At 46.9% G+C, this 23,741-nt stretch carries 17 protein-coding genes and 1 tRNA gene; 14 read left to right on the top strand and 4 right to left on the bottom strand.

Going from position 1 to position 23,741, the window contains the following annotated elements:
* Positions 1 to 2: 2 nt before the first annotated feature.
* Both GC178_04800 and GC178_04795 read right to left on the bottom strand, forming a co-directional pair.
* Positions 3 to 1,367 (bottom strand): hypothetical protein, encoded by a 1,365-nt coding sequence (locus GC178_04800; protein MBI1286878.1) that lies wholly within the window; start codon positions 1,365 to 1,367, stop codon positions 3 to 5.
* Positions 1,342 to 2,058 (bottom strand): type III pantothenate kinase, encoded by a 717-nt coding sequence (locus tag GC178_04795; protein ID MBI1286877.1) that lies wholly within the window; start codon positions 2,056 to 2,058, stop codon positions 1,342 to 1,344. The genes GC178_04800 and GC178_04795 overlap by 26 nt, the downstream gene beginning before the upstream one ends.
* A 93-nt stretch (positions 2,059 to 2,151) precedes the next feature.
* Here GC178_04795 and GC178_04790 point away from each other — a divergent pair.
* The 12 genes from GC178_04790 to gldN (GC178_04735) all read left to right on the top strand — a co-directional run bounded on the left by GC178_04790 (position 2,152) and on the right by gldN (GC178_04735) (position 17,754).
* A tRNA-Phe gene (locus GC178_04790) sits at positions 2,152 to 2,224 on the top strand.
* Between the two features lie 67 nt (positions 2,225 to 2,291).
* Entirely contained in the window at positions 2,292 to 5,651 is a 3,360-nt protein-coding gene (locus GC178_04785; protein ID MBI1286876.1) for a PAS domain S-box protein, read from the top strand.
* Positions 5,648 to 6,301, top strand: a complete 654-nt coding sequence (locus GC178_04780; GenBank protein ID MBI1286875.1) for a response regulator — start codon at positions 5,648 to 5,650, stop codon at positions 6,299 to 6,301. Before GC178_04785 ends, GC178_04780 begins: the two co-directional genes overlap by 4 nt.
* The gene (locus GC178_04775; GenBank protein ID MBI1286874.1) at positions 6,301 to 7,299 is read left to right on the top strand and encodes a two-component sensor histidine kinase; all 999 of its coding nucleotides are present in this window, start codon (positions 6,301 to 6,303) and stop codon (positions 7,297 to 7,299) included. The genes GC178_04780 and GC178_04775 overlap by 1 nt, the downstream gene beginning before the upstream one ends.
* A gap of 63 nt (positions 7,300 to 7,362) precedes the next feature.
* Complete coding sequence (gene topA / locus GC178_04770; protein ID MBI1286873.1) at positions 7,363 to 9,666, top strand: type I DNA topoisomerase; 2,304 nt, start codon at positions 7,363 to 7,365, stop codon at positions 9,664 to 9,666.
* Positions 9,663 to 10,835 (top strand): arginase, encoded by a 1,173-nt coding sequence (locus tag GC178_04765; GenBank protein MBI1286872.1) that lies wholly within the window; start codon positions 9,663 to 9,665, stop codon positions 10,833 to 10,835. Before topA ends, GC178_04765 begins: the two co-directional genes overlap by 4 nt.
* Positions 10,836 to 10,996: 161 nt before the next feature.
* The gene (locus tag GC178_04760) at positions 10,997 to 11,932 is read left to right on the top strand and encodes a type IX secretion system membrane protein PorP/SprF (GenBank protein MBI1286871.1); all 936 of its coding nucleotides are present in this window, start codon (positions 10,997 to 10,999) and stop codon (positions 11,930 to 11,932) included.
* Between the two features lie 180 nt (positions 11,933 to 12,112).
* A complete protein-coding gene (locus GC178_04755) occupies positions 12,113 to 13,384 on the top strand; it encodes an SUMF1/EgtB/PvdO family nonheme iron enzyme (GenBank protein MBI1286870.1) in 1,272 nt (423 codons plus the stop codon).
* A 50-nt stretch (positions 13,385 to 13,434) separates the two neighbouring features.
* The gene (gene gldL, locus GC178_04750; protein ID MBI1286869.1) at positions 13,435 to 14,217 is read left to right on the top strand and encodes a gliding motility protein GldL; all 783 of its coding nucleotides are present in this window, start codon (positions 13,435 to 13,437) and stop codon (positions 14,215 to 14,217) included.
* Positions 14,218 to 14,269: 52 nt separating this feature from the next.
* A complete protein-coding gene (gldM, locus tag GC178_04745) occupies positions 14,270 to 15,892 on the top strand; it encodes a gliding motility protein GldM (GenBank protein MBI1286868.1) in 1,623 nt (540 codons plus the stop codon).
* A gap of 33 nt (positions 15,893 to 15,925) precedes the next feature.
* Positions 15,926 to 16,768 (top strand): gliding motility protein GldN, encoded by an 843-nt coding sequence (gldN, locus tag GC178_04740; protein ID MBI1286867.1) that lies wholly within the window; start codon positions 15,926 to 15,928, stop codon positions 16,766 to 16,768.
* 143 nt (positions 16,769 to 16,911) lie between these two features.
* Complete coding sequence (gene gldN / locus GC178_04735; protein MBI1286866.1) at positions 16,912 to 17,754, top strand: gliding motility protein GldN; 843 nt, start codon at positions 16,912 to 16,914, stop codon at positions 17,752 to 17,754.
* Positions 17,755 to 17,832: 78 nt separating this feature from the next.
* Here gldN (GC178_04735) and GC178_04730 read toward each other — a convergent pair whose 3' ends face one another.
* Both GC178_04730 and aceB read right to left on the bottom strand, forming a co-directional pair.
* Positions 17,833 to 19,422, bottom strand: coding sequence for an isocitrate lyase (locus tag GC178_04730; GenBank protein MBI1286865.1), 1,590 nt, complete (start codon positions 19,420 to 19,422; stop codon positions 17,833 to 17,835).
* A 161-nt stretch (positions 19,423 to 19,583) separates the two neighbouring features.
* Positions 19,584 to 21,179 (bottom strand): malate synthase A, encoded by a 1,596-nt coding sequence (gene aceB / locus GC178_04725; protein MBI1286864.1) that lies wholly within the window; start codon positions 21,177 to 21,179, stop codon positions 19,584 to 19,586.
* A gap of 222 nt (positions 21,180 to 21,401) precedes the next feature.
* Here aceB and GC178_04720 point away from each other — a divergent pair, with 222 nt between their 5' ends.
* Together GC178_04720 and GC178_04715 are read left to right on the top strand one after the other, a co-directional pair.
* Positions 21,402 to 22,886, top strand: a complete 1,485-nt coding sequence (locus GC178_04720) for a helix-turn-helix domain-containing protein (GenBank protein ID MBI1286863.1) — start codon at positions 21,402 to 21,404, stop codon at positions 22,884 to 22,886.
* 27 nt (positions 22,887 to 22,913) lie between these two features.
* Positions 22,914 to 23,606 (top strand): glycosyltransferase, encoded by a 693-nt coding sequence (locus tag GC178_04715; protein MBI1286862.1) that lies wholly within the window; start codon positions 22,914 to 22,916, stop codon positions 23,604 to 23,606.
* The last annotated feature ends 135 nt before the right edge of the window (positions 23,607 to 23,741 follow it).

The raw sequence follows: 23,741 nt of genomic DNA, 5'->3' as shown, positions 1-23,741 counted from the left end.
CATTATTGGTATTTGCGTTTTATAAACCATCTGTCATTTAAAGTGAATCCGAGTTTGAAATTCCAAAAGTTTTCCAGCAGCAGGGAGTTGGATGTCATTCCTCTTTGTCCCCATTCAACTGCAAAGTTGATCATGCTCTGAATGTACTTGTCGGAACCTGCTCTTGTTCTTCTTAGCGGGAACCCGAAACCAAGAGTTATGCCATACTGTGGCAACTGCACGCCATTGAGCTTGTACTGGCTGAGTCCATAGTAGCCGCCAAAGCGGTAATGCATCTTACCGAAATAGGCCCAAATGCCCCGTGCCGTCTCCGCAACCGAAGGTTTGTATTCGAGACCTACGGCAGTTTTCCATGAATCGGAGAGCGAATCGTTCTTTCCGTTCACATCGCGGTACTGGCTCCAGAGTTGTTGTTGGGCCTCAGCCCCGATCAACCACTTCGTTCCGACCTTATAAGTGACCCCGAAACCGTATTTCCAGGGCATGGTAATGTAACCGCCTTTGATCACGCTGTAGAGCATGGTGTCGCGGAGAATGTCTTCGCCATAAGATGTGAGTGTGTATGTCTGCGCCAGCGTGGTGCTGTTGGCGCGAACCTTCATCGGATGTGCGAACGTGGCTCCGAAAATCAGCACGTTCTGTCCCTTTTTAAGAGGCGCAACATATTGGAGACCGTAGTCCACGTAGAATCCGCCAACATCGGTAAAACGCTCGGTCTTTACGTTGAAGTAGTAGTTCTCTTGAAACTCCAAACGCTGAATACGGTTCAATCTTCCGAACAGGTACGAGGCATTGATGCCGATGGAGAAATTCTTGAAAGGCCGCAGTCCCATTCCAACGAAGAACTGGTTGACACCGCCTGTGCCTTGGAACTTGTATTGATATTCGAACTTGTCGGTCTGGCCGAAGGCTCCTGTTGTGTCGAATTTGGATTCGGATGCGGAATAGTTCACACTGCTGAACTCGCGAAGCCCAAAAGCTCCGCCCCACCATTTGCTTACCACAGGAAAGCCGAATGCGAAGTAGGAAAGATTGGCCTTGTTCACATTCTGCGAAGCCGTGCTGGTGGATAGTTTGGCCACGTTACCGTAAACACCGATGTCGAATGCCGTGAAACCTACCGAAGTGTAGGACGCGGGGTTCAGAAAATTGACCAGAAATGGAATACTGTCTTCACGCATGGCGATGCTCAAACCACCAATTCCTGCAGAGCGAACGTTGACACCATTGTTTAAATTGCCCAAGCCATACCTCGCATACGGAGAATTGTTGGAAGGTTGACCAGTTGCTACGAGCGCCCCTCCGAATAGGAAAAAGAACACCGCAGATCGGATGACCGAACTAAGAATTGTGTAGGTAAATCTCATTTATGCCTCGTAGCACGAGCAAAAGGTCTGCAAAGATGTGAGTTTTAAGGTCATTTACAAAAAAGGGAAGGTCGCCTCCTGTACCCACCGTTTTCAGGTCGGGGTGTAACGCTTTCATGGTCTCGATCATTGTGCAGATCTCGAACAACATTCCTTGTTGAACACCCAGTCGAAGTGCCTCGGTTGTTGACCTGCCGATCGGGCCATCGGTGAGCTCAGGTTCCAGCGAAGGAAGTTTTGAGGTGTAATTGTTAAGCGAGGCAAACCGCATTCGAAGTCCAGGCGAGATGTTGCCGCCTTCGTAAGTGCTGTCATTTGAGACAAACTCGAATTTGATGCAGGTGCCAATGTCTATGACCAGTACTGGATTTTCTGGGAACAGACTTTTGGCACCGATGGCCGAACAGAGCCGATCCATGCCCAACGTACTTGGCGTGCTGTAATTGTTCTTGAGCGGGATCGGGGTCGAATGGTCGATGAGCAACACGTTTCTGTTGGCGCAGAAATTCAGGAAAGGTTCAGGCAAATGCACCACGCTCGAAATGGTGACCGCATCCTTCGGGTGAAAATCGATGATGGACATCAGCGCATCCCAATCGGTTTCGGGCGTCATGCCCGATTCGATCACATCCCGATGGTTGAAACGCGCCCATTTAGTGCGTGAGTTTCCGATGTCGATGGCCAGATTCATTACAGACGTAAAGGTAGCGAACCGAATGTTGACACGCGATTTTACGAGGTGTTCTCAATTCGAAATATTTTTACATTTGCAGCCCTCAAAAGAGGTACCATAGCTCAGTTGGTAGAGCAACGGACTGAAAATCCGTGTGTCGCTGGTTCGACTCCAGCTGGTACCACGCTCAAAGCCTCGCCTCTGCGGGGCTTTGTTGTTTCTTGCCTCTTGCTTTTCGGTAATTTAGCGTTGTGAGCAAGGCGGTTGGAATAGCAGGTTCTAATTCAGAACTCTTCGAGAAAATTCAGGCGGATAGAAAGTTCTTGGAATCGGTGTTTGACCGTGTTCCTGGAATGATCTATATCCACGACCTCGTAAACGATGTGAATCTCTACCGTTCGTGGACCCTGAAGAAAATGCTTGGTTTCGAGGAAGATCCAGTTCTGAAGCAAGGGACTGGAATTCGTGGACTGGTGCATGAAGATGATCTTCCTACAATGAGACAAGCGGCTCGTGACCTGCAAAAGCTGAAGGACAACGAATTTGTGCAGTTCGATTACCGCATGCGTCACAAGGACGGAGATTGGATCTGGTTCCGAAGCGAAGAATATGTGTATGAGCGCGATGCAGATGGAAGACCGATCAAATGCATCGGTTACGCGACAGACATTACCGAAAGTGTTGATCAGCGTCAAAAATTGGACGAACTCAACCGTGTCAATCAGTTTTTGCTGAAGGCTGCACGCATTCTTTCCAAACCCGAATTGGAATACGCAGAAGCTCTTCAGCAGTTTGCCAAAGAGGTTTCGCTGTTCTTGAATGCGGTGTGCGACATTGCGATGCTCGATACAGCAAACGGAATCATTCGGCCAGAGGCCATGTTCCATCCAGATCCCGAAGTGAGGAAGACCATCGGGAGGATATTTGAGAGCAGTACGGTGCTGAAAGGCGAGGGGTTGGTAGGACGCGTTATCACCACGGGAAACGAACTGTTCATTCCTTCGGTCCCAGAGGCCATGAGGGTCAATCCGCGTGCTGTCAGTCCGAAGATCGTCCCGTCATCCATAATGTATGTGCCGCTTCGGGGAGCCGAAAGGGTGCTGGGTTCATTGAATCTGACCCGGACCGAAGGTCAAGAGGCATTCTCAGATAGTCAGGCCGATCAGATTCGTAGGTTGGGAGACTATGTGGCACTCTTTGTAGAGAACAGTCTGCTTAAGGCACGACAGCGGCAAGAGGTGGCCAGGAGAATGGAGGCGGAGGCGCGTCTCGAACGGGAAAAACAATGGGCGGAGTTCAAATTGGAAATATCGGCCGTGTTGGCCGATGTCTCTTCCAGTATCGACTCCATCCTTCAGGAGTTCGTAATACGGGTTTCGCTGTTTTTCGATGTAGTGTGCGATGTACATATTCTTGATGAGGAGAATCAGGTACTGAATCTGGTGGCAATTCATTATCGGGACGAGAAGATCCATCGCATCATTGAACAACAGTTGGTCAGCCGACAATTGAAGGTGGGGCAAGGCATGGTGGGCAAAGCGGTAGCTACTGGAAAAGAGGTTTATGTAAAAGAGCTGTCTGAGGAACTCCGAAAAAAGACCGAAGAGGCAGGGATCGATGTGCGCATTCTACCCGCCTCATTCGCATACATTCCCTTGGTAAGCCACAAGCGTATTCTCGGAACGTTGGACCTTACTCGCCTGTCAGGGCAGCCGTCATTGACCGAAATGGAACTCAAACAGGCGCGCGACCTTGCTGAACACGCGGCCATGATCATTGAGAACCGCGTGCTTCAGGCAGAGCAGAAGAAAGAGATCCGTCTTCGAAAAAAGGCCGAACACAAACTTGAGCGTACGCACCAGGTTTTGGAGCGGATGGAGGCAGATACCCGTGCAATTCTGAATACCATACCAATTTACATAGCCAGGGTCTCAAAGGACTATCGCTACCTGTTTCTCAATGACACCTATAATAAGATGGGCATTGACCCCAAGAAATTGGAAGGGCGTCATATCAAAGAAGTGCTTGGAGAAGATGGATTCTCTCGGTTGAAGGGGAAATTTGAAATGGCAGCATCTGGCGATATGGTGTTCTATGATTATGATGGAGTGATGGCAGACGGAGTGCATCACTATTTCAGTGTCGCCCTTGGTCCCGAAATGTCGGAACTGGGAGAGGTGGTCGGGTTCTACGTCTGCTCAACGGATATAACACCTAAAGTTGAGGCCGAACTGGCGGCAAAGCTTACTCAGGATCGTATGGAAACGCTTTCGCTCAACTCAGGAGATGCCTTCTTTTTCCATGATGCGGCACAGAATATTCTGGACGTCAATCAGGTTGCTTCTGATATGTTGGGGTATAGCAGAGAGGAACTTCTGTCTATGAAAGCGCATCATATCGACCCACGGTGGAATGGCAGGACGTATCAGAATTACCTGAAGGAACTACCGACCAATTTACCTCAGACATTCGATACAACTGTTATTAAAAAGGATGGGAATTCGATTCCTGTAGAGGTTCGTTTTGTGAAGCGTAAAGAGGGTAGAAAAACGTATATCCAGTCGCTTATACGGGACAGGACCGAAAAGCGGGAACAGGAACTTAAACTCAAGCAGTCTGAAAATCAGCTCCGTTTGATCTTCGATAATGTGGAGGACTTCATTGCAACGCTTAGCGAGGACGGCACGGTTGAATCTGTAAATAAAACAGCATTGGGTCTTCGAACCGAAGATGTGGTCGGAAGCAGCGTTTTCGACTGGTACCCCGATTCCGAGGTTCAGGCATCTGTCAGGACCGGTTTTGAGTTGCTCCGAACCACAGGCAAGGGCTTTGAAGTGGAAACGACCAGTTATACCGGTCCGGATGGTTCGGTACGCACCTACTACAATAAGTACCTGGCCAAGTTTCAGGATGGTAAATTCTTCAAGGCCATTCTCATTATCCGCGATATTACTGAGGAGAAGAACAAGGAACGCTCTGAGATGAACGCGGTGCTGCGTGGACAGGAGCAAGAGCGCAAACGTCTTGGCGCAGAGTTGCACGATGGAATCGGCCAGATCCTTTCGGCAATCGGTCTGTTGGTTTCACAGATCCGAGAAGATGAGGCTGTTTTCAATTCAAAGAAACTTTCAGATCAGCTTGAGAAACTGAACACCAACCTGCAAAGCGCCATTCGGGAAGTGCGCGGAATTTCGCATGACCTGATGCCGGAAGTACTGGAGAGTTTCGGGTTGAAAGAAGCCGTGAAGCAGATCTGCGCCAGTTTGCAGGACAGGTCGGGCATTCAAGTAAAATTCGATCATGCAGATCTTGAACCTCGCTACAATTCGCTCATTGAAATGAACCTTTACCGCATAACCCAAGAATTGGTGAACAACATACAGAAACATTCAAATTGTAAACGGGTTTTCGTAAGTTTAATGGATCATGGTGATAGTTTGAACCTGATGGTGGAAGATGATGGAAAGGGATTCGACAGGTCGCAGGATGTGAATGGTATCGGGTTGAAAAATATCAGATCGAGGGTTGCGTTGATGGGAGGACAGATTGATATAGAAAGTGCGTTGGATTCAGGTACTCTTATTAATATTGAAGTTCCAAAGATGTTATGATGAACAAGGTGAAGCTACTTGTGGTCGATGATCATCCCATGCTGCGTGGCGGCATTGTTTCGCTATTCGACAAATCGGACGGGATTGAAGTGGTCTGTGAGGCCGAGAATGGGGAAAAGGCCTTGGGCTGTATTGAAAAGACCAGACCGGATGTTGTGCTCATGGACATTAACATGGAAGGGAAATTGGATGTTTCTACAACAGAAACCATCAAAGAGAGATGGCCCAATATTAAAGTGTTGGCCTTTTCCATGCACGAAGAGGTTCAGGTGATACGAAGAATGCTGAAGGCCGGTGCTTCGGGATACATCCTTAAGAATGCCTCGCACAATGAAGTGAAGAAAGCGATTGAGACCGTGGTCGGTGGTGACAGTTATTTCTGTCAGGAGGTATTGGACATCATGACCCAGTCGCTGACCACCGAAGGCGATTCGGATAATTTTGACATTGTTCTGAGCAACCGCGAAAAAGAGGTGCTTCACTACGTGGCCAAGGAATATACCAATCAGGAAATTGCCGACACGATCAACATCAGCCTTCGTACGGTGGAAACGCACAAACGCAATCTGATCAAAAAATTGGGGGTCAAAAATGTGGTCGGACTCGTACGGTTTGCGCTTGAGCAAGGCCCACTTCTCGACATCAGTTAATGCAGAACTGGTTATTCAAACTCCAGCAAAAAGCTCCCAAAGGGCTTGTCATCTATCTTCTCGGTTTTTATGTGCTCGCTCAGTTTGCATGGTGGGCATACATGCTCGTCAACCTCAATGCAGAGATCTACCAGCTGAAACTGGAACTTCTTTCGGTCACAGAAAGTATTGGCCCCGAATTTCTCATTCGAAAAGGGGAACTGGACGAAAAACTCGCGCTCCGTATTTGGATGGTGCTGGGAGAAGGAGCTGTTTTCGTTTCCATCCTGCTTTTGGGATTTTGGTCGGTAAGAAGAAGTATTGCCAAGGAATTGGCCGTGGCCGAGCAGCAGAAGAATTTTCTGCTTTCCATTACACACGAGTTGAAATCGCCTCTGGCCGCCATCAAACTGCAGTTGCAAACCCTGCAATCGCGCAGTTTGGATGAAGAGAAACGTTCTACCATTTATAAACGCGCATTGAGTGATGCCGACCGATTGGAGAAACTGGTGGAAAGCCTACTTCTTGTGAATAAGGTCGAGTCGGGTGGGCTGCCGTTGGAAAAGAAGAAATTCGACCTGAACAACTTCGTGCAAGGGATCCTCAGATCTGCGTTCGTTTCAGAAATAGATGCGGGACGTATACAATTGAATACTACCGAAAATATTTTGGTGGATGCTGATGAAATGGCCATGCAGATCATTTTGACCAATCTGATCGGCAATGCCATTAAATATGGAGAGGGAAGCGCAGTAGAGGTGTCCGTTTTGAAAGATGCGAACGCCATCAAATTGGAAGTGTCAGACGAAGGTTCAGGAATTCCTGATGAGGACAAGCAGAAGGTTTTCGAACGATTCTACCGAAGGGGAAATGAAGATGTGCGTAAGACAAAAGGAACAGGCATCGGACTCTATCTGGTAAAACTTCTGGTAGAAAAACACGGTGGTCGCATCACAGTTTCAGACAATCATCCAAAAGGCACCAGATTCACAGTAACACTTCCTCAGGTTTCTCCGTAACGGCTCGAACTTTCAATATTTGGCTTTCTTTGTTGCCCAAAATTGAGTACCCAAACGGACAGAATGAAGAATCTTGTAATTGTTGAGTCGCCCGCAAAAGCAAAAACCATCGAAGGTTTCCTTGGAAAGGATTTCACCGTGAAATCCAGCTTCGGCCATATCCGAGACCTTCCTAAAAAGGAGCTGGGCATCGACATCGAAAACAACTACAGGCCGAAATATATTGTGCCCGATGACAAGAAGGCGGTGGTCAAGGAATTGAAGAAGTTGAGTGGAGAGGCGGATGTTGTCTGGTTGGCATCGGATGAGGACCGTGAGGGAGAGGCCATCGCTTGGCATTTATATGATGAGCTCAAGATCCCGAAGGAAAAGACCAAGCGCATCGTTTTCAACGAGATCACGAAATCTGCTATTCTCAACGCAGTTGAAAATCCGCGCACGCTGAATGATGACCTGGTGAACGCCCAACAGGCGCGTAGAATTCTGGACCGATTGGTAGGTTACGAGCTTTCGCCTGTGCTTTGGAAAAAGGTGAAACCGAATCTTTCCGCAGGTCGCGTTCAATCGGTTTCCGTGAGGTTGATTGTTGAGCGAGAGCGAGAAATTGAAGGTTTTAACGCGGTTTCATCCTACCGAATCAACGGGTATTTCGTGGTAAATGGAACAGAGTTGAAAGCAGAACTTTCAAAACGTTTCGACACGAAGGAAGAAGCGTTGGCATTTATCAAAAATTGTCGGGATGCGGCTTACAAGGTGAAAGACCTTCAGACCAAACCAGGCAAGCGAACACCTGCAGCTCCGTTCACTACTTCCACGTTGCAACAGGAGGCAAGCCGTAAACTCGGTTACGGTGTAACGCGAACCATGAAGTTGGCTCAAGACCTGTACGAACAGGGGTTGATCACGTACATGAGAACGGACAGCGTCAATCTGTCTGACCTTGCATTGAACACCGCCCGTGAAGAGATCACGAAACTTTACGGGGAGAATTATTGCAAAACGCGGAAATACAGCTCGAAGGCAAAAGGGGCTCAGGAAGCACACGAGGCCATTCGACCTACATATATGTCTAACCAGAACATAAAAGGAGACGCTTCGCATCAGCGTCTGTACGATCTCATCTGGAAGCGTACCATCGCATCGCAGATGGAAGATGCGCAGCTGGAACGGACCAATGTGAGCATTTCGGTTTCCACGTCCGAACTGGAATTTCAAGCGCAAGGCGAGGTCATCAAATTCGATGGATTCCTGAAAGTATATATGGAAGGAACCGATGATGAGACGGAGGATGCAAAAGGAATTCTGCCTCCGATGTCAGTGGGCCAAAGTTTGGATGCCGACAGGATTGAAGGAATTGAGCGTTTCAGCTCGCCTCCACCGCGCTACACAGAAGCGAGCCTTGTGAAGAAATTGGAGGATCTCGGAATTGGTCGTCCATCAACTTATGCACCAACCATCAATACCATTATAAAGAGGAATTATGTGGTGAAGGAGAACCGTCCTGGTCAGGAGCGCGAGTATGGCTACATTCTTCTTTCCAAAAATGCCCTGAAAGAAGAGACCAAGACCGAGATCACAGGTGCAGAAAAGGCCAAGTTGTTTCCAACAGATATTGGAAAGGTCGTCACCGACTTTTTGGTTGAGAATTTTACGGACATCCTCGATTACAACTTCACGGCCCAAGTAGAGAAGGAGTTTGATGACATTGCCAGCAATCAGAATGAATGGACTGCGATGATCGATTCATTCTACCGACCGTTCCATGAAACCACGGTTGATACGGAGAAGAATTCGAAGAAGGCAACTGGTGAACGTTTGCTTGGCGTTGATCCTGCATCTGGAAGGAACGTGTACGCCCGCTTAGGACGTTTTGGGCCAATGGTGCAGATCGGGGAAGCGGACAATGAGGAAAAACCCAAATTCGCAAGTCTTCAGCCAGGCCAAAGTATGGATGACGTGTCGCTTGAGGAAGCGCTCGATCTCTTCAAATTACCGCGTGAGATCGGTGAGTTTGAAGGGGAAAAGTTGACAATCGGTATTGGCAAGTACGGCCCGTACGTTCGTCATGGCAAGTCCTATGTTTCGCTGGGAGAGGAAGACCCGATGACGGTTGACAAGGAAACGGCTGTGAAACTGATCCTGCAGAAGCGAGAGCAGATGGAAAAGATGCTCATCAGCGAGTTTCAGGATGATGGCGAAGTGATACAGGTAAAGAACGGCCGTTACGGACCGTATATATCAAGAGGGAAAAAGAACTACAAGATCCCGAAAGGAACAGAGCCCGAATCATTGAGTTTGGAGGATTGTAAAGAGATCATCTCCAAGCAGGGCGATAAGCCTAAGCGTACCGCTCGATCAAGAAAATGATGGTGTCCGATATTGCCATGTTCTTCGAGCCGTTGTCGCCAGACCTTCTGGCCGAACATGACAATGGAACATTGGGAGCGAATGTCTCAGCATTCACAATAGGAAGTGAGTTTCCTGAGATTGAAAAAGGTACGGTTGTACTCTTCGGTGTTGTTGAAAGCAGGAATTCTGATGATCCGAATTCGAATGGAAGTGGAATTCAGCTCATCCGTGAGAAACTTTATGGGTTGAAACACCATTTCGGTTCGCTTAGAATTACCGACCTCGGAAACATTGGACCAGGAGAAACAGTTGGAGATACCTATTACGCGGTTACCAACGCGGTGGCTTCCATTGTGAGGCAAGGCGGCTTGGCCGTTGTGCTTGGTGGAAGTCAAGATCTTACATTGGCCAATTATCTCGCTTACGAGAAGTTGGAACAGGTTGTCAACTTGGTGACGGTCGATTCGCGGTTCGACCTTGGAGATGCGGAAGACGAACTTCACGCTTCTCGTTTTCTACAAAAGATCATTCTTCACCAACCGAACATTCTTTTCAACTATAGCAATCTCGGATATCAAACGCATCATGTGCTGGAGACCGAGGTCGACCTGTTGCACAAGATGTATTTTGACATCTATCGTCTGGGAGAGGTTCAAACGGGATTGGAAACGGTGGAGCCCGTTGTGCGCAATGCAGATATTGTAAGTATCGACCTTACCTCAATCAGAAGTTCAGATCTCCCTTTGAACCCACTAAAAGAGCCCAACGGCTTTTACGGAGAGCAGATATGTGCCATTTCCCGCTACGCGGGTCTGAGCGATAAATTGACCTCTTTCGGTATTTACAATTCCGATCTTGTTGCTGGAGATGAACGATCGGCAAACCTGATTGCCCAAATGTTGTGGTATTTCATTTGGGGCGTTTACAAACGCAAAAAGGATTATCCGTTTGCAGATAAGAGTGAATACACCAAGTACACCGTCACGCTGGGAGACGGAAAGTATGATGTAGTGTTTTACAAGAGCCCGAGAAGTGACCGCTGGTGGATGGAGGTGCCATATCCTTCGCAACGCGGAAAGAAATATGAGCGACACTTTATGGTGCCATGTACTTATGATGATTATCTTCGGGCCTGCGAAGACGAAATTCCAGACCGTTGGTGGCAAACTTTTCAGAAGCTTGGTTGACCTGGGTCTTTAGAATTTTGCTGTTTGTATGTGTTTTTAGTCGATTTATCGTAGAGGCGTCTTGATGATGATTGAAATATTTGTTTACTTAGCCGCTTCTTGAAAAAGGACTGAAAATTCAAGATTTAAAGGGAAAAAGAAGGAAATCGAACTACTTTGATATGAAAAAGACTTTTACTGTTGTCGCTTCATTGGCACTACTTTTCATCGGAACAACGGTTTTTGCACAGCAAGACCCGCAGTTGACCATGAACATGTTCAATAGGCTTTATGCAAATGCTGGTTATGCGGGTAGCAATAACGGTATTTGTGCAAATGCTTTGCATCGTCAGCAATGGGTGGGCTTCAATGGCCGTCCTATTACAACACTGATCAACGTTGATGGTACCGTGAAGGTGCTTCATGGTGGTGTTGGTATCTCTATCTTGTCTGATAAATTGGGTGCTCAGTACTCGGGCGGTGTCAAACTGTCTTATGCATATCGTCATACACTCGGCCCTGGAACCATTGGTGTTGGGGTTGATGTGGGCTTCCTCTACAACACGTTGGATGGTTCTCAGTTGGATCCAATTCAAGAAGGAGATCCGAACATCGTTAATTCAAAGTCAAGCGGAATCGCTCCTGATCTTGGTGTAGGTGTTTACTATCATACAGATAATCTTTATGCAGGTATATCTGCGAATCACTTGATTGGACCAACCATCAAGTTCGAGCAAGGTTCAACGTTGAGCAAGTATACAGTTGCCCGTCACTATTACGCAATGGCGGGTTATACTTGGCATTTGCCAAATCCAGACTGGGCTCTGAATCCATCTATTTTCTTGAAGACCGATGCTGCTTCAGTACAGTTCGATATCAACGTGCGTGCTCTTTGGAGAAACATGGTTTGGGCTGGTGTTTCTTACCGAATCGATGACGCAGTTGGTGTCATGGCAGGTGTGCAGATCAAGCAATTCCGCGTAGGATACTCGTATGATATTACAACTTCTGGTCTTAATAAGTACAGCAGCGGAAGCCACGAGATCATGTTGGGATACTGCTACAAGTTGAAGTCTCCTGTGGCAAATCAGCGTTACAGAAACGTTCGTTTCCTCTAATCAGAAATCATTCTTTGCAACATTTGAAAAAAAGTTTCGTTAAAGCATGGCCGGACCTGATCGATGCGGGTTGATTGGGAAAAAGTTTTAGGGATGTCAATTGCGAAACAGTTTATTCAAACGATCTTAACCAATATGGTGGGCACGTTCCCTATGCCTTCCATATCAAAAGGAAATACCATGAAAAAGCTGCTTATGTTGTTGTTAGTGGCAGCTGGCGTAAGTAGTTTCACAAGTTGTGGAAACTACGGTCGGGGCCAGTTGGTTGGAGTGCAGGGAAGAGAAGAATGGTATATGGATGATCCATATGGTATGCTCTTTATCCCAATGGGAAGTTACAATATGGGGCCAAGCGATCAAGATGTCCCGTATGCTATTACGTCTCAGGCCAAGACCGTCTCTGTCCAGGCGTTTTATATGGACGAGACCGAGATCACCAATAATGAATATCGACAGTTTGTCTATTGGGTTCGCGACTCCATAGCACATTTGCTGATTGGCGAAGATCACTTGCTCGAAGAAGGAGAGTACGGTGAGCGAATCAATTGGGATGAGTACATCGAGTACGATGACGAGGAAATGATGGAGGTTTTGGAAGAAATGTACCTTCCAGAACATGAGCGTTTCTACAGAAGAAGGGAGATTGATACACGAAAACTGAATTTCGAGTACTTCTGGATCGATCTGAAGGAAGCAGCAAGAAAGGAGAATCGTGAGCAGGGTATGAAAGATCGTTCGGTGTTTATCAAGAGGGATATCATTAATGTCTATCCCGACACGCTGGCATGGATTCACGATTTCACGTATTCATTCAATGAGCCGATGACCAAGATGTATTTCTGGCATCCAGCTTACGATGATTATCCTGTTGTTGGTGTTACTTGGAAGCAGGCTCGCGCATTCTGTATATGGAGAACGCAGTTGCTGAACAGCTGGTTGGCGCACAATGATGAGACTTTCGTACAAGACTTCAGATTGCCTACGGAATCTGAATGGGAGTACGCTTCGCGTGGAGGTCTCGACCTGTCACCTTATCCTTGGGGTGGGCCATATATCAGAAACAGTAGAGGATGCTTCTTGGCCAACTACAAGCCACTTCGAGGAAATTATGTGGCAGATGGTGGTTTCCATACGGTGAAGGTGTATCGTTATGCACCGAACGATTATGGTCTCTATTGTATGTCCGGAAACGTTGCCGAGTGGACCAAGAATGCTTATGACGAAAGTGCATTCAGTTTTACGCACGACCTCAATCCTGACTATTATTACGAAGCCAAGGATTCAGATCCTCCTTCACTAAAAAGAAAAGTTATCCGTGGCGGTTCATGGAAGGATATCGGTTATTATATCCAAACAGGAACAAGAACCTACGAATATCAAGATACGGCCAAGTGCTATGTTGGTTTCCGTTGTGTAATGGAATTCCTTGGAAGAGACAAGGCCGATTTCTAATCTGTTTAAGAGTTAAAACCAAATCAATTATTAATCTATTACTTTAAATCATGCAGGGGAAAAAGTGGAAAAGTTTTATGGCGAAGCTCTATGGCTTCGGAGCGGCAATCGTAATTGTTGGGGCATTGTTTAAAATTCAGCACTGGCCAGGTGCGGGTATCATGCTTACGGTAGGTCTTTCTACTGAAGCGGTCATTTTCTTCTTTTCTGCTTTCGAAAAACCACATGAGGAACCAGATTGGAGCCTTGTTTATCCAGAGTTGGCAGGTCTTCCAGGTGAAGGTGGCGAAGGTGGCGGAAAAGGAAATGCTGGTCTTTCCCCGTCTCAAGAGTTGGACAACTTGCTTGAAGACGCGAAGATCGGGCCTGAGTTGATAGAAAGTCTTGGCAATAACCTTCGTTCGCTTGGCGAAAATGTTTCCAAGATGAGCGATATTACAAACGCATCGGTTGCCACGGAAGAATATGTTGGTAATGTGAAGAAGGCTGCTGAGACAGTTGGAAGTCTGTCGGACGCTTACATGAAGGCAAGTGCGTCTCTGGGTGCCATGGTTGTAGATGGTGACGGAGTTGATTTTGGTTCTGAAATGAAGAAAATGGCTGAGAATATTACTCAGTTGAATTCGCAGTACGAACTCCAATTGCAGGGTACTAAGCAATTCTTGGAATCATCCGATTCACTTTATGCTGGTATGGGTGAACTGATGGGTACGTTGAACGATTCGGTAGATGATGCCCGTAAGTACAAGGAGGAAGTTTCTCAGTTGGCTCAGAATATCAGCGCCCTCAATACTGTTTACGGAAACATGCTTTCTGCTATGAATCGTTCCTAAGGACGATTCTTTTCATAATTAATTCAAACGAAAATCTGAACTGATTTAGAAAATGGCAGGAGGAAAAGAAACCCCAAGACAGAAAATGATTGGGATGATGTACTTGGTACTTACAGCGCTCTTGGCACTGAACGTATCCAAGGACATCTTGGAAGCCTTTGTGGTGGTAAACGATGGTATCGAGTTGACGAACATTGGCTTTCACAATAAGACTGAAATGGCATATGCCTCTTTCGATCGTGCAAAGAGCAACAACCCAGATAAGGTTACTCCTTATTGGAATAAAGCCTACGAGGCAAAGAAATATGCGCAGGAAATGCTCACATATTTGGACTCGACCAAGGTTCTTATGAAGATGAAGGTAGATCAAATCCCAAGGGAGGTTGCTGATACCTTGACGTTAGAGTACATGCAGAAGAAGGACGACTACGACACTCCCACTCGCTTGATGTGTGGAGAAAAAGTGGACGGCCGAGGAGCAAGAGCATCTGAGCTAAAAGCAAAGCTTGAGGAGTTCAAGTCCAGAATGGAAGAATTGCTTCCGGCCGAATCGAAAGGCGCGGTTAAAATTCACATTGACACCGAGGATAAGAGTGATAAGGACATCGATTCGTGGGAAAACGAGAATTTTTATCATACTGTGGCGGCCGGTAGCTTGACTATTCTTAGCAAGTTGGAAAGTGACGTAATGAATGTGGAGGCTGATATTGTCAATGAACTGTTTCGTCAGGTTGATGCGAGTGACTTCAAATTCGATACACTTGCTGCGAAGATCATTGCTCCAAATTTGGTTTTTCAAGGAGACGAGTATAAAGCTGAGATTTTTGTAGCTGCGTTCAGTACTACTCAGAATCCTGACGTCTACTTGGGTAAAGTTGATACAACTAAAGACGAGATCGTAGGGCCGATCGACAGCACATCCGTTGTGGTGGATAGAGGAGTTGGTGTCTATACTGTCAAAGCATCTGGTGAAGGTGTTCAGAAGTATTCAGGTGTAATTCGTGTGAAAGCTCCTTCCGGTGCATTCATCAACCGACCATTCGAGGGAGAGTACATGGTTATGAAGTCAGGTGTCGTTGTCTCACCAACCAAGATGAATGTACTTTACCGAGGAGTTAAAAACCCAATTTCAATATCGGTCCCAGGTGTAGCGCCTGAATTGGTTAAGCCATCTCTATCAGGAGGTACGCTTTCTCCAGACCGAAAGGAGGGAAAGGGTAACTACATTGCCGAAGTAAAAGGCGGTAGCGAGGCCATCGTAAAGGTTAGTGCCGAGATTGGAGGTAAAGTACGTCCAATGGGGGATTTCAAGTTCCGTGTTAAAGACGTGCCACCACCGGTAGCTACGATTGCTGGCGTTGAAGAAGGACTTGTTTCTGCAAACCGATTGGCTGCGGCTCCTACGGTAATTCCTAAGATGCAGAACTTCGATTTCGAGTTGTTCTTCCAAGTAACCAAGTTTGACCTTGTTTATCAGGTAGGAACGGATTTGATAACAAAACCTGTTACAGGAAGTAGAATTCCTGATGGGGATTTGGATCAGATCAAGAGACTTAAGAAAGGTTCAAGGGTCTATATCGAAAATATATCAGCAGTAATGCTTGATGAAAATAATCGACCTGCTGCTGGCGTTACTCCTAAGAAACTATCTCCTGTCAGTTTGAAACTAAATTGATAGGCTGGAGGTAAAACTCAAAAAGCAAATGCCATGAAAAAGTTGCTCATCATATTGACGATTGCGTTCGGTGCCGTGGGTTCCATGAACGCTACTGCTCAGAATGTACTGGATGGTGTTTATGTAAAAGAACATTACCCTACAAGAAAGGTCATCCCTTACACGCACTTGCGAGAAGCGGATGTCATGTGGGCAACTCGTATTTGGCGTAAGCTTGATCTGAGGGAGAAGATGAATCTTCCATTGTATTACCCTACGGAGCCAATTAAGAATCGTAGGAGTTTGACTCAGGTTATTATCGAAGCGGTTCGTGAAGGTAGTCTGACTGCCTACGATCCTTTGGATGACGAGTTCACAATGACTTTGACCAAGGCGGAAATTGAGCGTAAGTTGAGCTTCATTGATACGCAGTATATCGAGAGTCCAGATCCTCCATACGATTTGCAGATGACCGTGATCGAGGAGGAATTCGACCCTGCGAACGTCAAAGAAGTTCGTCTAAAGGAGGATTGGTTCTTCGACCGACAGCGATCCGTGTTGGATGTTCGTATCATCGGTATCCAGCCTGTAGCTGACAATATCGACAGAACAACAGGAGAGATTCGTGGTAAAGAGCCGATGTTCTGGGTGTATTTCCCTGAAGCAAGAAACATCTTTGCAAGTGCTGAGGTTTTCAATCGTCAGAACGATGCCGAAAGAAGAACACTGGAAGATATTTTCTGGAAGCGAATGTTCAGTTCCTACATCTACAAGGAGAAGAACGTTTACGACCGCTTGATCTCTGATTACATGCTGAATGGTATCGATCAGTTGTTGGAGGCTGAACGTATCAAGGAGGACATCTTTATCCTTGAGCATGATCTTTGGGAATACTAAGAGTTAAATTGAGTTAGGAAAAGGCCGAAACTGATTACAGTTTCGGCCTTTTTGTTTACAAATGACTGAATTGTAAACAGTTGTACAAAATATGGTTGTCTGGTTTGGCGTTATGATATAAGTAACCACCAAAATCCAGAGCCATGAGAATTAATGTTAACGTTCTATGCTTGCTGCTAACAACCGCAGTTTTACCATCATCATTCGCCCAGAATATTCGTGACGGGGTATTCCCCAGAGACAAGAACCTCACAAGAGATCCGATTCCGTATGCACATTTGCGAGAAGCTGATGTAATGTGGGCAACACGCGTTTGGCGAAAATTGGATCTGAGAGAAAAGATGAACCATCCATTCTATTTTCCTACCGAATCGATAAAGGATCGTAGAAGTTTGGTGCAAGTTCTTATTGAATCGGTTGATGAAGGAAGTTTAACTGCTTACGACCCGTTGGATGACGAATTCACGAGAACACTTACCAGCGCAGAGATTGATAGAAGATTGGTAAGGATTGATAGCATTTGGATGGAAGGTGAGTTGCCTCCTTACGAACCTGAGCTTGTAGTAGTAGAAGAACCGTTTGACGTTGGTCGTGTCAAGGAAATTCGTCTTAAGGAGGAATGGTTCTTCGATAAGCAACGTTCGGTCATGGATGTTCGCATCATCGGCATTCAGCCTGTAGCCGACAATATCGATCCGGAAACTGGCGAGGTCAGGGGCAAAGAACCCATGTTCTGGGTTTACTTTCCTGAAGCGAGGAACATCTTTGCCAATGTGGATGTGTTCAATCGGCACAATGATGCCGCAAGATGGACACTTGATGATGTGTTCTGGAAACGGATGTTTGGCTCCTATATCTACAAGATTCAGAACGTGTATGACCGACAGATAGCCGATTATACACTCAATGGACTTGACCAAATGTTGGAGGCAGAACGCATTAAGGATGACATTTTCGTCATGGAATCGGATCTTTGGGAATACTGATCTCGATTAGTTAGAATTAGAAAGGGCGGGGTGCAATTTGCATCCCGCCCTTTCCTGTTAACCAAAAAACTATTCTGATCAGTGAGCTACCTCAAACTGGTTTGAAGTGTTCTTGGCACCACCAGCCTTCAGGGCTTTGTCGCCAGCGAAGAACTCTTTGTGGTCATCGCCAAGGTCAGAACCTGCCATGCGCTGATGCTTCACACAAGCAACGCCTTTGCGGATCTCCTGACGCTGAACACCACCTACGTAAGCCAACATGCCTTCTTCTCCGAAGTAACCTGCAGAAAGGTCGTTCATGTGTAGAGCTGTTGTATGGTAAGTTGGCAACGTGATCAAGTGGTGGAAAATACCAGACACTCGAGATGAATCTGCTTGGAATGTTCTGATCTTCTGATCTGCCTCAATGGCCAATTCAGAATCATCATATTTCGCGTTCATCAGATCGTTAGCATCGTATGCAGAAAGGTCTTTGCCTTCCGCTTCCCAACGTTTGTAGGCCTGCTTACGGAAGTTCAAGGTCCAGTTGAAAGAAGGAGAGTTATTGTACACCAATTTGGCGTTAGGCACTTGCTCCTTGATCCTGTTCACCATGGCAGCGATCGCTTCAACATCTGGCGTTGGAGTTTCGATCCAAAGAAGATCGGCACCGTGCTGCAAAGCAGTTACACAGTCCAATACAACGCGGTCGATGTTCGTACCTGGTCTGAAGCTGTAAAGACCGTTAGGCAAACGTACTGGGCGAACCAATTTGCCATTGCGTTTCAGCAATACATCGTTCTCGTTCACCTCATCAAGAGTTACCTCTTCAGCATCAACGAAATCCAAGTACTGAGAAGGAAGATCTCCTGGCTCCAAAGACACAGGCAATTTCTGTGTCAAGCTTGCTCCTTCAGAATCGGTACGTGCAACGATAATTCCATCTTCAACGCCCAATTCCAAGAATGCCATACGGATTGCGTTCAGCTTCGCGATGAAATCCTCATGCGGAACGGTTACTTTACCATCTTGGTGACCACACTGCTTGGCGTCAGACACCTGGTTTTCAATTTGGATGGCACAAGCACCCGCTTCGATCATTTTCTTCGAAAGAAGGTAAGTAGCTTCTTCGTTACCGAAACCAGCATCAATATCCGCGATAATTGGAACTACGTGCGTTTCGAAGTTGTCAATCTGATCCTGAACATCTTCGCCAGCAGCTTTTCTGCGGAAAAGGTCGTTCAACTCAGTTGCATCCGCTTGTTTCAAGAAATCATAGATCTCTGCGATCAAATGCGGTACCGTGGTTTTTTCGTGCATGGATTGATCTGGAAGCGGTCCGAACTCAGAACGCAACGCAGCAACCATCCAACCAGACAAGTAGATGTATCGTCTTTTCGTTGTCTTGTGATGCTTCTTCACAGCGATCATCGTCTGCTGCGCCACAAACCCGTGCCATGCACCCAAAGATTGTGTGTATTTTGAGTTGTCTGCATCGTAAGCAGCCATGTCCTCACGCATGATAGCGGCAGTGTATTTTGCAATGTCCAATCCCGTTTTGAAACGGTTCTGCGTGTACATGCGCGCTGCGTGCTCTGGGTTAATTTCTCCCCAAGCATCGCCATACTTTGCTTTCAGGTTTTTTACTGTTTCTAAAGCAGAAACGTAACTGGTTTGTGAATTACTCATCTTTATTCTTGTTGATTATCGAGTTTGTGATTGAAATTTTTTAAGCCACAGATGCACACCTGCCCGTCCGGCAGGCGGGGATTTTCACAGAAGAAAAAGAAGGTTTTTCTGAGAAAACCTCTGTGTATTCTGTGCTTCTGTGGCTGTTCATTTTATTCGGTTCAGATATAGTTGTAAGCATTTAACGTGAGGAATTCCTCGAACTCCTCCGTTGCAACCAGCTTCTTGAAAAGCTCCGTTGCCAATTCGAATTTTCCGTTGGCGTAAGCATCGCTTCCAACATACGCTTCGATCTTTTTCAATTCCTCTGGAATGAAGCCTTCAACCATTGCGTAGGTCACTTTTCGGCCATCTTCCATTTCAGCGCCACGCTGGATCCATTGCCAAACCTGCGTTCTTGAGATCTCGGCTGTTGCCGCATCCTCCATCAGGTTGTAGATGGCAGCAGCACCGTTTCCGCGCAACCAGCTTTCGATATAAAGAATACCCACATTGATGTTCTTGCGGACGCCCTCTTCCGTGATGGTTCCCTTTGGAACTTCAATCAGGTCGGCAGCAGTAATGGTCTCCGTTCGTTGCTTGGTAATTTGGTTCGGCTCTGGCATGTATTCGTTGAAAACGTCCATGGCAACCTGAACCAATCCAGGGTGCGCCACCCACGTTCCATCGTGGCCGTTTTTCGCTTCGCGGATCTTGTCGTTGCGCACTTTCTCGATGGCAGCAGCGTTGGCCGCCTCATCTCCTTTAATTGGAATGAAAGCCGCCATTCCGCCCATGGCATGGACCGCACGCTTGTGGCATGTTTGGATCACCAGACGAGAGTAAGCATCCATGAAAGGAGATGCCATGGTCACCTGATCGCGGTTCGGAACCACAAATTCTGGGTGGTTGCGGAAACGCTTGATGTACGAGAAGATGTAATCCCAACGCCCGCAGTTCAAGCCCGCAGAGTGGTCTTTCAGCTCCCAAAGAATTTCGTGCAATTCGAAAGAAGCAAGGATGGTCTCGATCAAAACAGTTGCCTTAATGGTTCCTTGCGCGATGCCCAATTCGTTCTGCGCCATCACAAACGCATCGTTCCACAAACGCGCCTCCAAATGGCTTTCCATTTTTGGAAGGTAGAAGTAAGGACCGCTACCGTTTTCCAACAATTGATGCACGTTATGGAAGAAGTACAGACCGAAATCGAACAGACCACCAGAACATGGCTCGCCATCGATCATCAATCCTTTTTCCAACAGGTGCCATCCGCGCGGACGGACGAGCAAGGTTGCTATTTCGTCTTTCAGCGCATATTTCTTTCCGTTGGCTGGGTTTTCGAACGTGATGGTTCGTTTGTTTGCATCACGCAAGTTGATCTGCCCATTGACATTATTATCCCAAGAAGGGGAGTTGCTGTCCTCAAAGTCGGCCATGAACATCTTGGCGCCTGAGTTCAATGCGTTGATCACCATCTTACGGTCAACCGGACCAGTGATCTCCACTCTTCTATCCAATAGGTCTTCTGGAAGTGGCGCAACCGTCCATTCGCTTTCGCGGATGTGAGCGGTTTCAGGAAGGAAATCCGGGAATTTCCCGTTGTCGATCTCCTTCTGACGCACCTGACGTGCCGCCAACAATTCTTTTCTACGGCCATTGAAAGCGCGGTGCAATTTCACCACAAATTCCAACGCCTCCTGTGTCAGGATCTCATCATATCCTGCTTTGATCTCTCCTTTGATTTCAACGCCTTCCAGCGATACGGTTAGTTCTGACATGCTTTGAATTTTGTGCAAAGGTATAAATGAATTTCACTTATCCAGCGAATTTTCGCTAATTGTGAATTTTCATCGAAAGTTGAATTTCGCGGCATAGTTAATTGTAATTTTGTTGGTTAAGAATGAGACATGAAATAGCCACAGAAACACAGATTTTCACAGAAGAAAAAGAAGTTTTTCTGTGAATATCCTCTGTGTGTTCTGTGCCTCTGTGGCCAAAAAATGTTCAATCTGCAGCTATATCAAGTGTCGCTGAACGAAGAAAATATCAAACTCATTTTCGGGCTGAAACTCAAGCAGTTCCGCACGGCAAAGAAGCTTTCGCTGACCGAATTGGCTGAGAAAGCAGGGCTTTCCGTGTCCTATATAAATGAGATTGAAAAGGGTAAGAAATACCCAAAAGCAGAGAAAATTTCTACGCTGGCTAATGCGCTGGACGTGACTTACGACAAGCTCGTTTCGCTGAAACTCGATAAGCAATTGGCACCAGTTGGCGAGGTTTTGAATTCGCGATTGCTGGAGGAACTTCCGCTCGATCTTTTCGGTATTGACAAAGGCAAACTCATTGAGATCATTGCAAGTGCGCCTTCGAAGGTTACCGCTTTCATCAGCACGATTGCGCAGATTTCGAGCACCTATAATCTCACGCAGGAGAATTTCTACTTCGCGATGCTGCGCTCGTACCAGGAAATGCACGAGAATTATTTTGAGGAGTTGGAGAAAGAAGCTGAGCGGTTTAGAAAGGAGTATGATCTGCCTGCAAGCGGCAACATTCCATCAGAAGTTCTGCGCAATATTTTGCTCGATCAATTCGGTTACCGTGTGGAGGAGAATGACCTGAACGAATTCCCAGAGTTAACGCATATCCGTTCAGTGTTTATTGAGGATGCGAAGAAGATCTTGATCAACGCCAAGATGGCGGAAAACCAGAAGGCGTTTTTGTACGCGAAGGAGCTTGGTTACCAGTTTTTGGAAATGAGCGGTGAGCGTGCGTTGATGACGCCTTGGCCGCGTGCCACGAGTTTCGACCACGTGCTGAACAACAGTCGCGCGAGTTATTTCGCTGGAGCATTGCTCATTTCTCCTGAGGATCTGGTTTCGCAGTTGGAGCCGTTTTTCGCAGCTAAGAAATGGGATGGTGATGCGTTGCTCCGAATTCTGGAGACATACAACAGTTCGCCAGAGATGTTCATGCTGCGCCTCATCAACATTATTCCAAAATACTTTGGGTTGAGCGGCATGTTCTTCATGCGTTTCGACCACAAAAAGGAACAGCAAGAAACTTCACTGAAGAAGCAATTGCACCTCTCGCGAACGCGAAATCCGAAGAAGATCACCTTGCTTGAGAATTACTGCCGCACTTGGGCGGATGAGCAGATATTCAATGACCTTGGAAAATCGCCTAAGGCATATTGTCACCGTTTCGAGACAGAGAATCAAAGCCAACGGTTTTTTGTGATGGCGCTTAGCCGTCCGATGAAGCGGAATCCGAACGCGGCTCTGAGCGTGATGATTGGCTTTGAGGAAAATGCTGCGTTTACGCGGAAGATCGGTTTTGCAGAGGACGGTTCCATCGAGGCAACCGTTATGGAACTGGACGCGAAGGAGGTGGAACGCGAAGCGGAGTTCACCAATATTCAGCGAGCCATGGAAGCGCTGATGGAAAGTCAGAAGACTGCTGCGGTGAGCGAACTCACCGAATCGTAATTCAATTTCTGAGTTCTTTGTGGCATGATGGAGCGTCCGGTCATTGATGTCATTATTCCTGCGTACAACGAGGAGCGATCCATCGGTTTGGTGCTGGATGAAATTCCTAAACAGTGGGTTCGGAATGTGGTGGTGGCGAATAACAACTCAACGGACAGAACGGGTGAAGTTGCGCTGGAACATGGAGCGAAAGTGGTGTTTCAGCCCGAACCAGGCTACGGAAACGCGTGTTTGAAAGCAATGGAATTCATTGCGCAGCAGGAAGTAAAACCCGACATCGTTGTCTTTTTGGATGGTGACCATTCCGATTATCCTGAGCAATTGCCAGAAGTGGTAAAACCAATTCTGGATGGAGAGGCAGATATGGTGATTGGTTCCCGTGCGTTGGGGAAATCGGAGAGTGGAAGTCTGACCCCACAGCAGGTTTTTGGCAATTGGTTGGCTACGGTTTTGCTTCGATTGTTCTACGGAGTGAAGTTCACCGATCTTGGTCCGTTCCGTGCCATTCGATATGAAAGTCTGTTGCAATTGAATATGATTGACCGCAACTACGGCTGGACCGTGGAAATGCAGATAAAAGCTGCCAAACAGAAACTCCGAAGTGTAGAAGTTCCAGTCGATTACCGTATTCGCATTGGAGAGTCAAAAGTCTCGGGTACGGTAAAGGGGGCCGTTGGTGCAGGATACAAGATCATTCTTACCCTTTTCAAATACCTTTGAATGATGGAAATGACCCCCTCCCCGCTACGCGGTACTCCCCCTTTCAAGGGGGAGAGTTGGTTCTCTGATCAAGCGTTTAAGGGACGCGCAACTCCCCTCCTGGAAAGGAGGGGTTGGGGGTGGTCGAAAGTTCTG

It is taken from the genome of Flavobacteriales bacterium (genome assembly GCA_016124845.1).
GTDB lineage: Bacteria > Bacteroidota > Bacteroidia > UBA10329 > UBA10329 > UBA10329.
The sequence above is the reverse complement of the archived record's forward strand: the minus strand, read 5'-3'. Positions and strand labels throughout refer to the sequence as shown.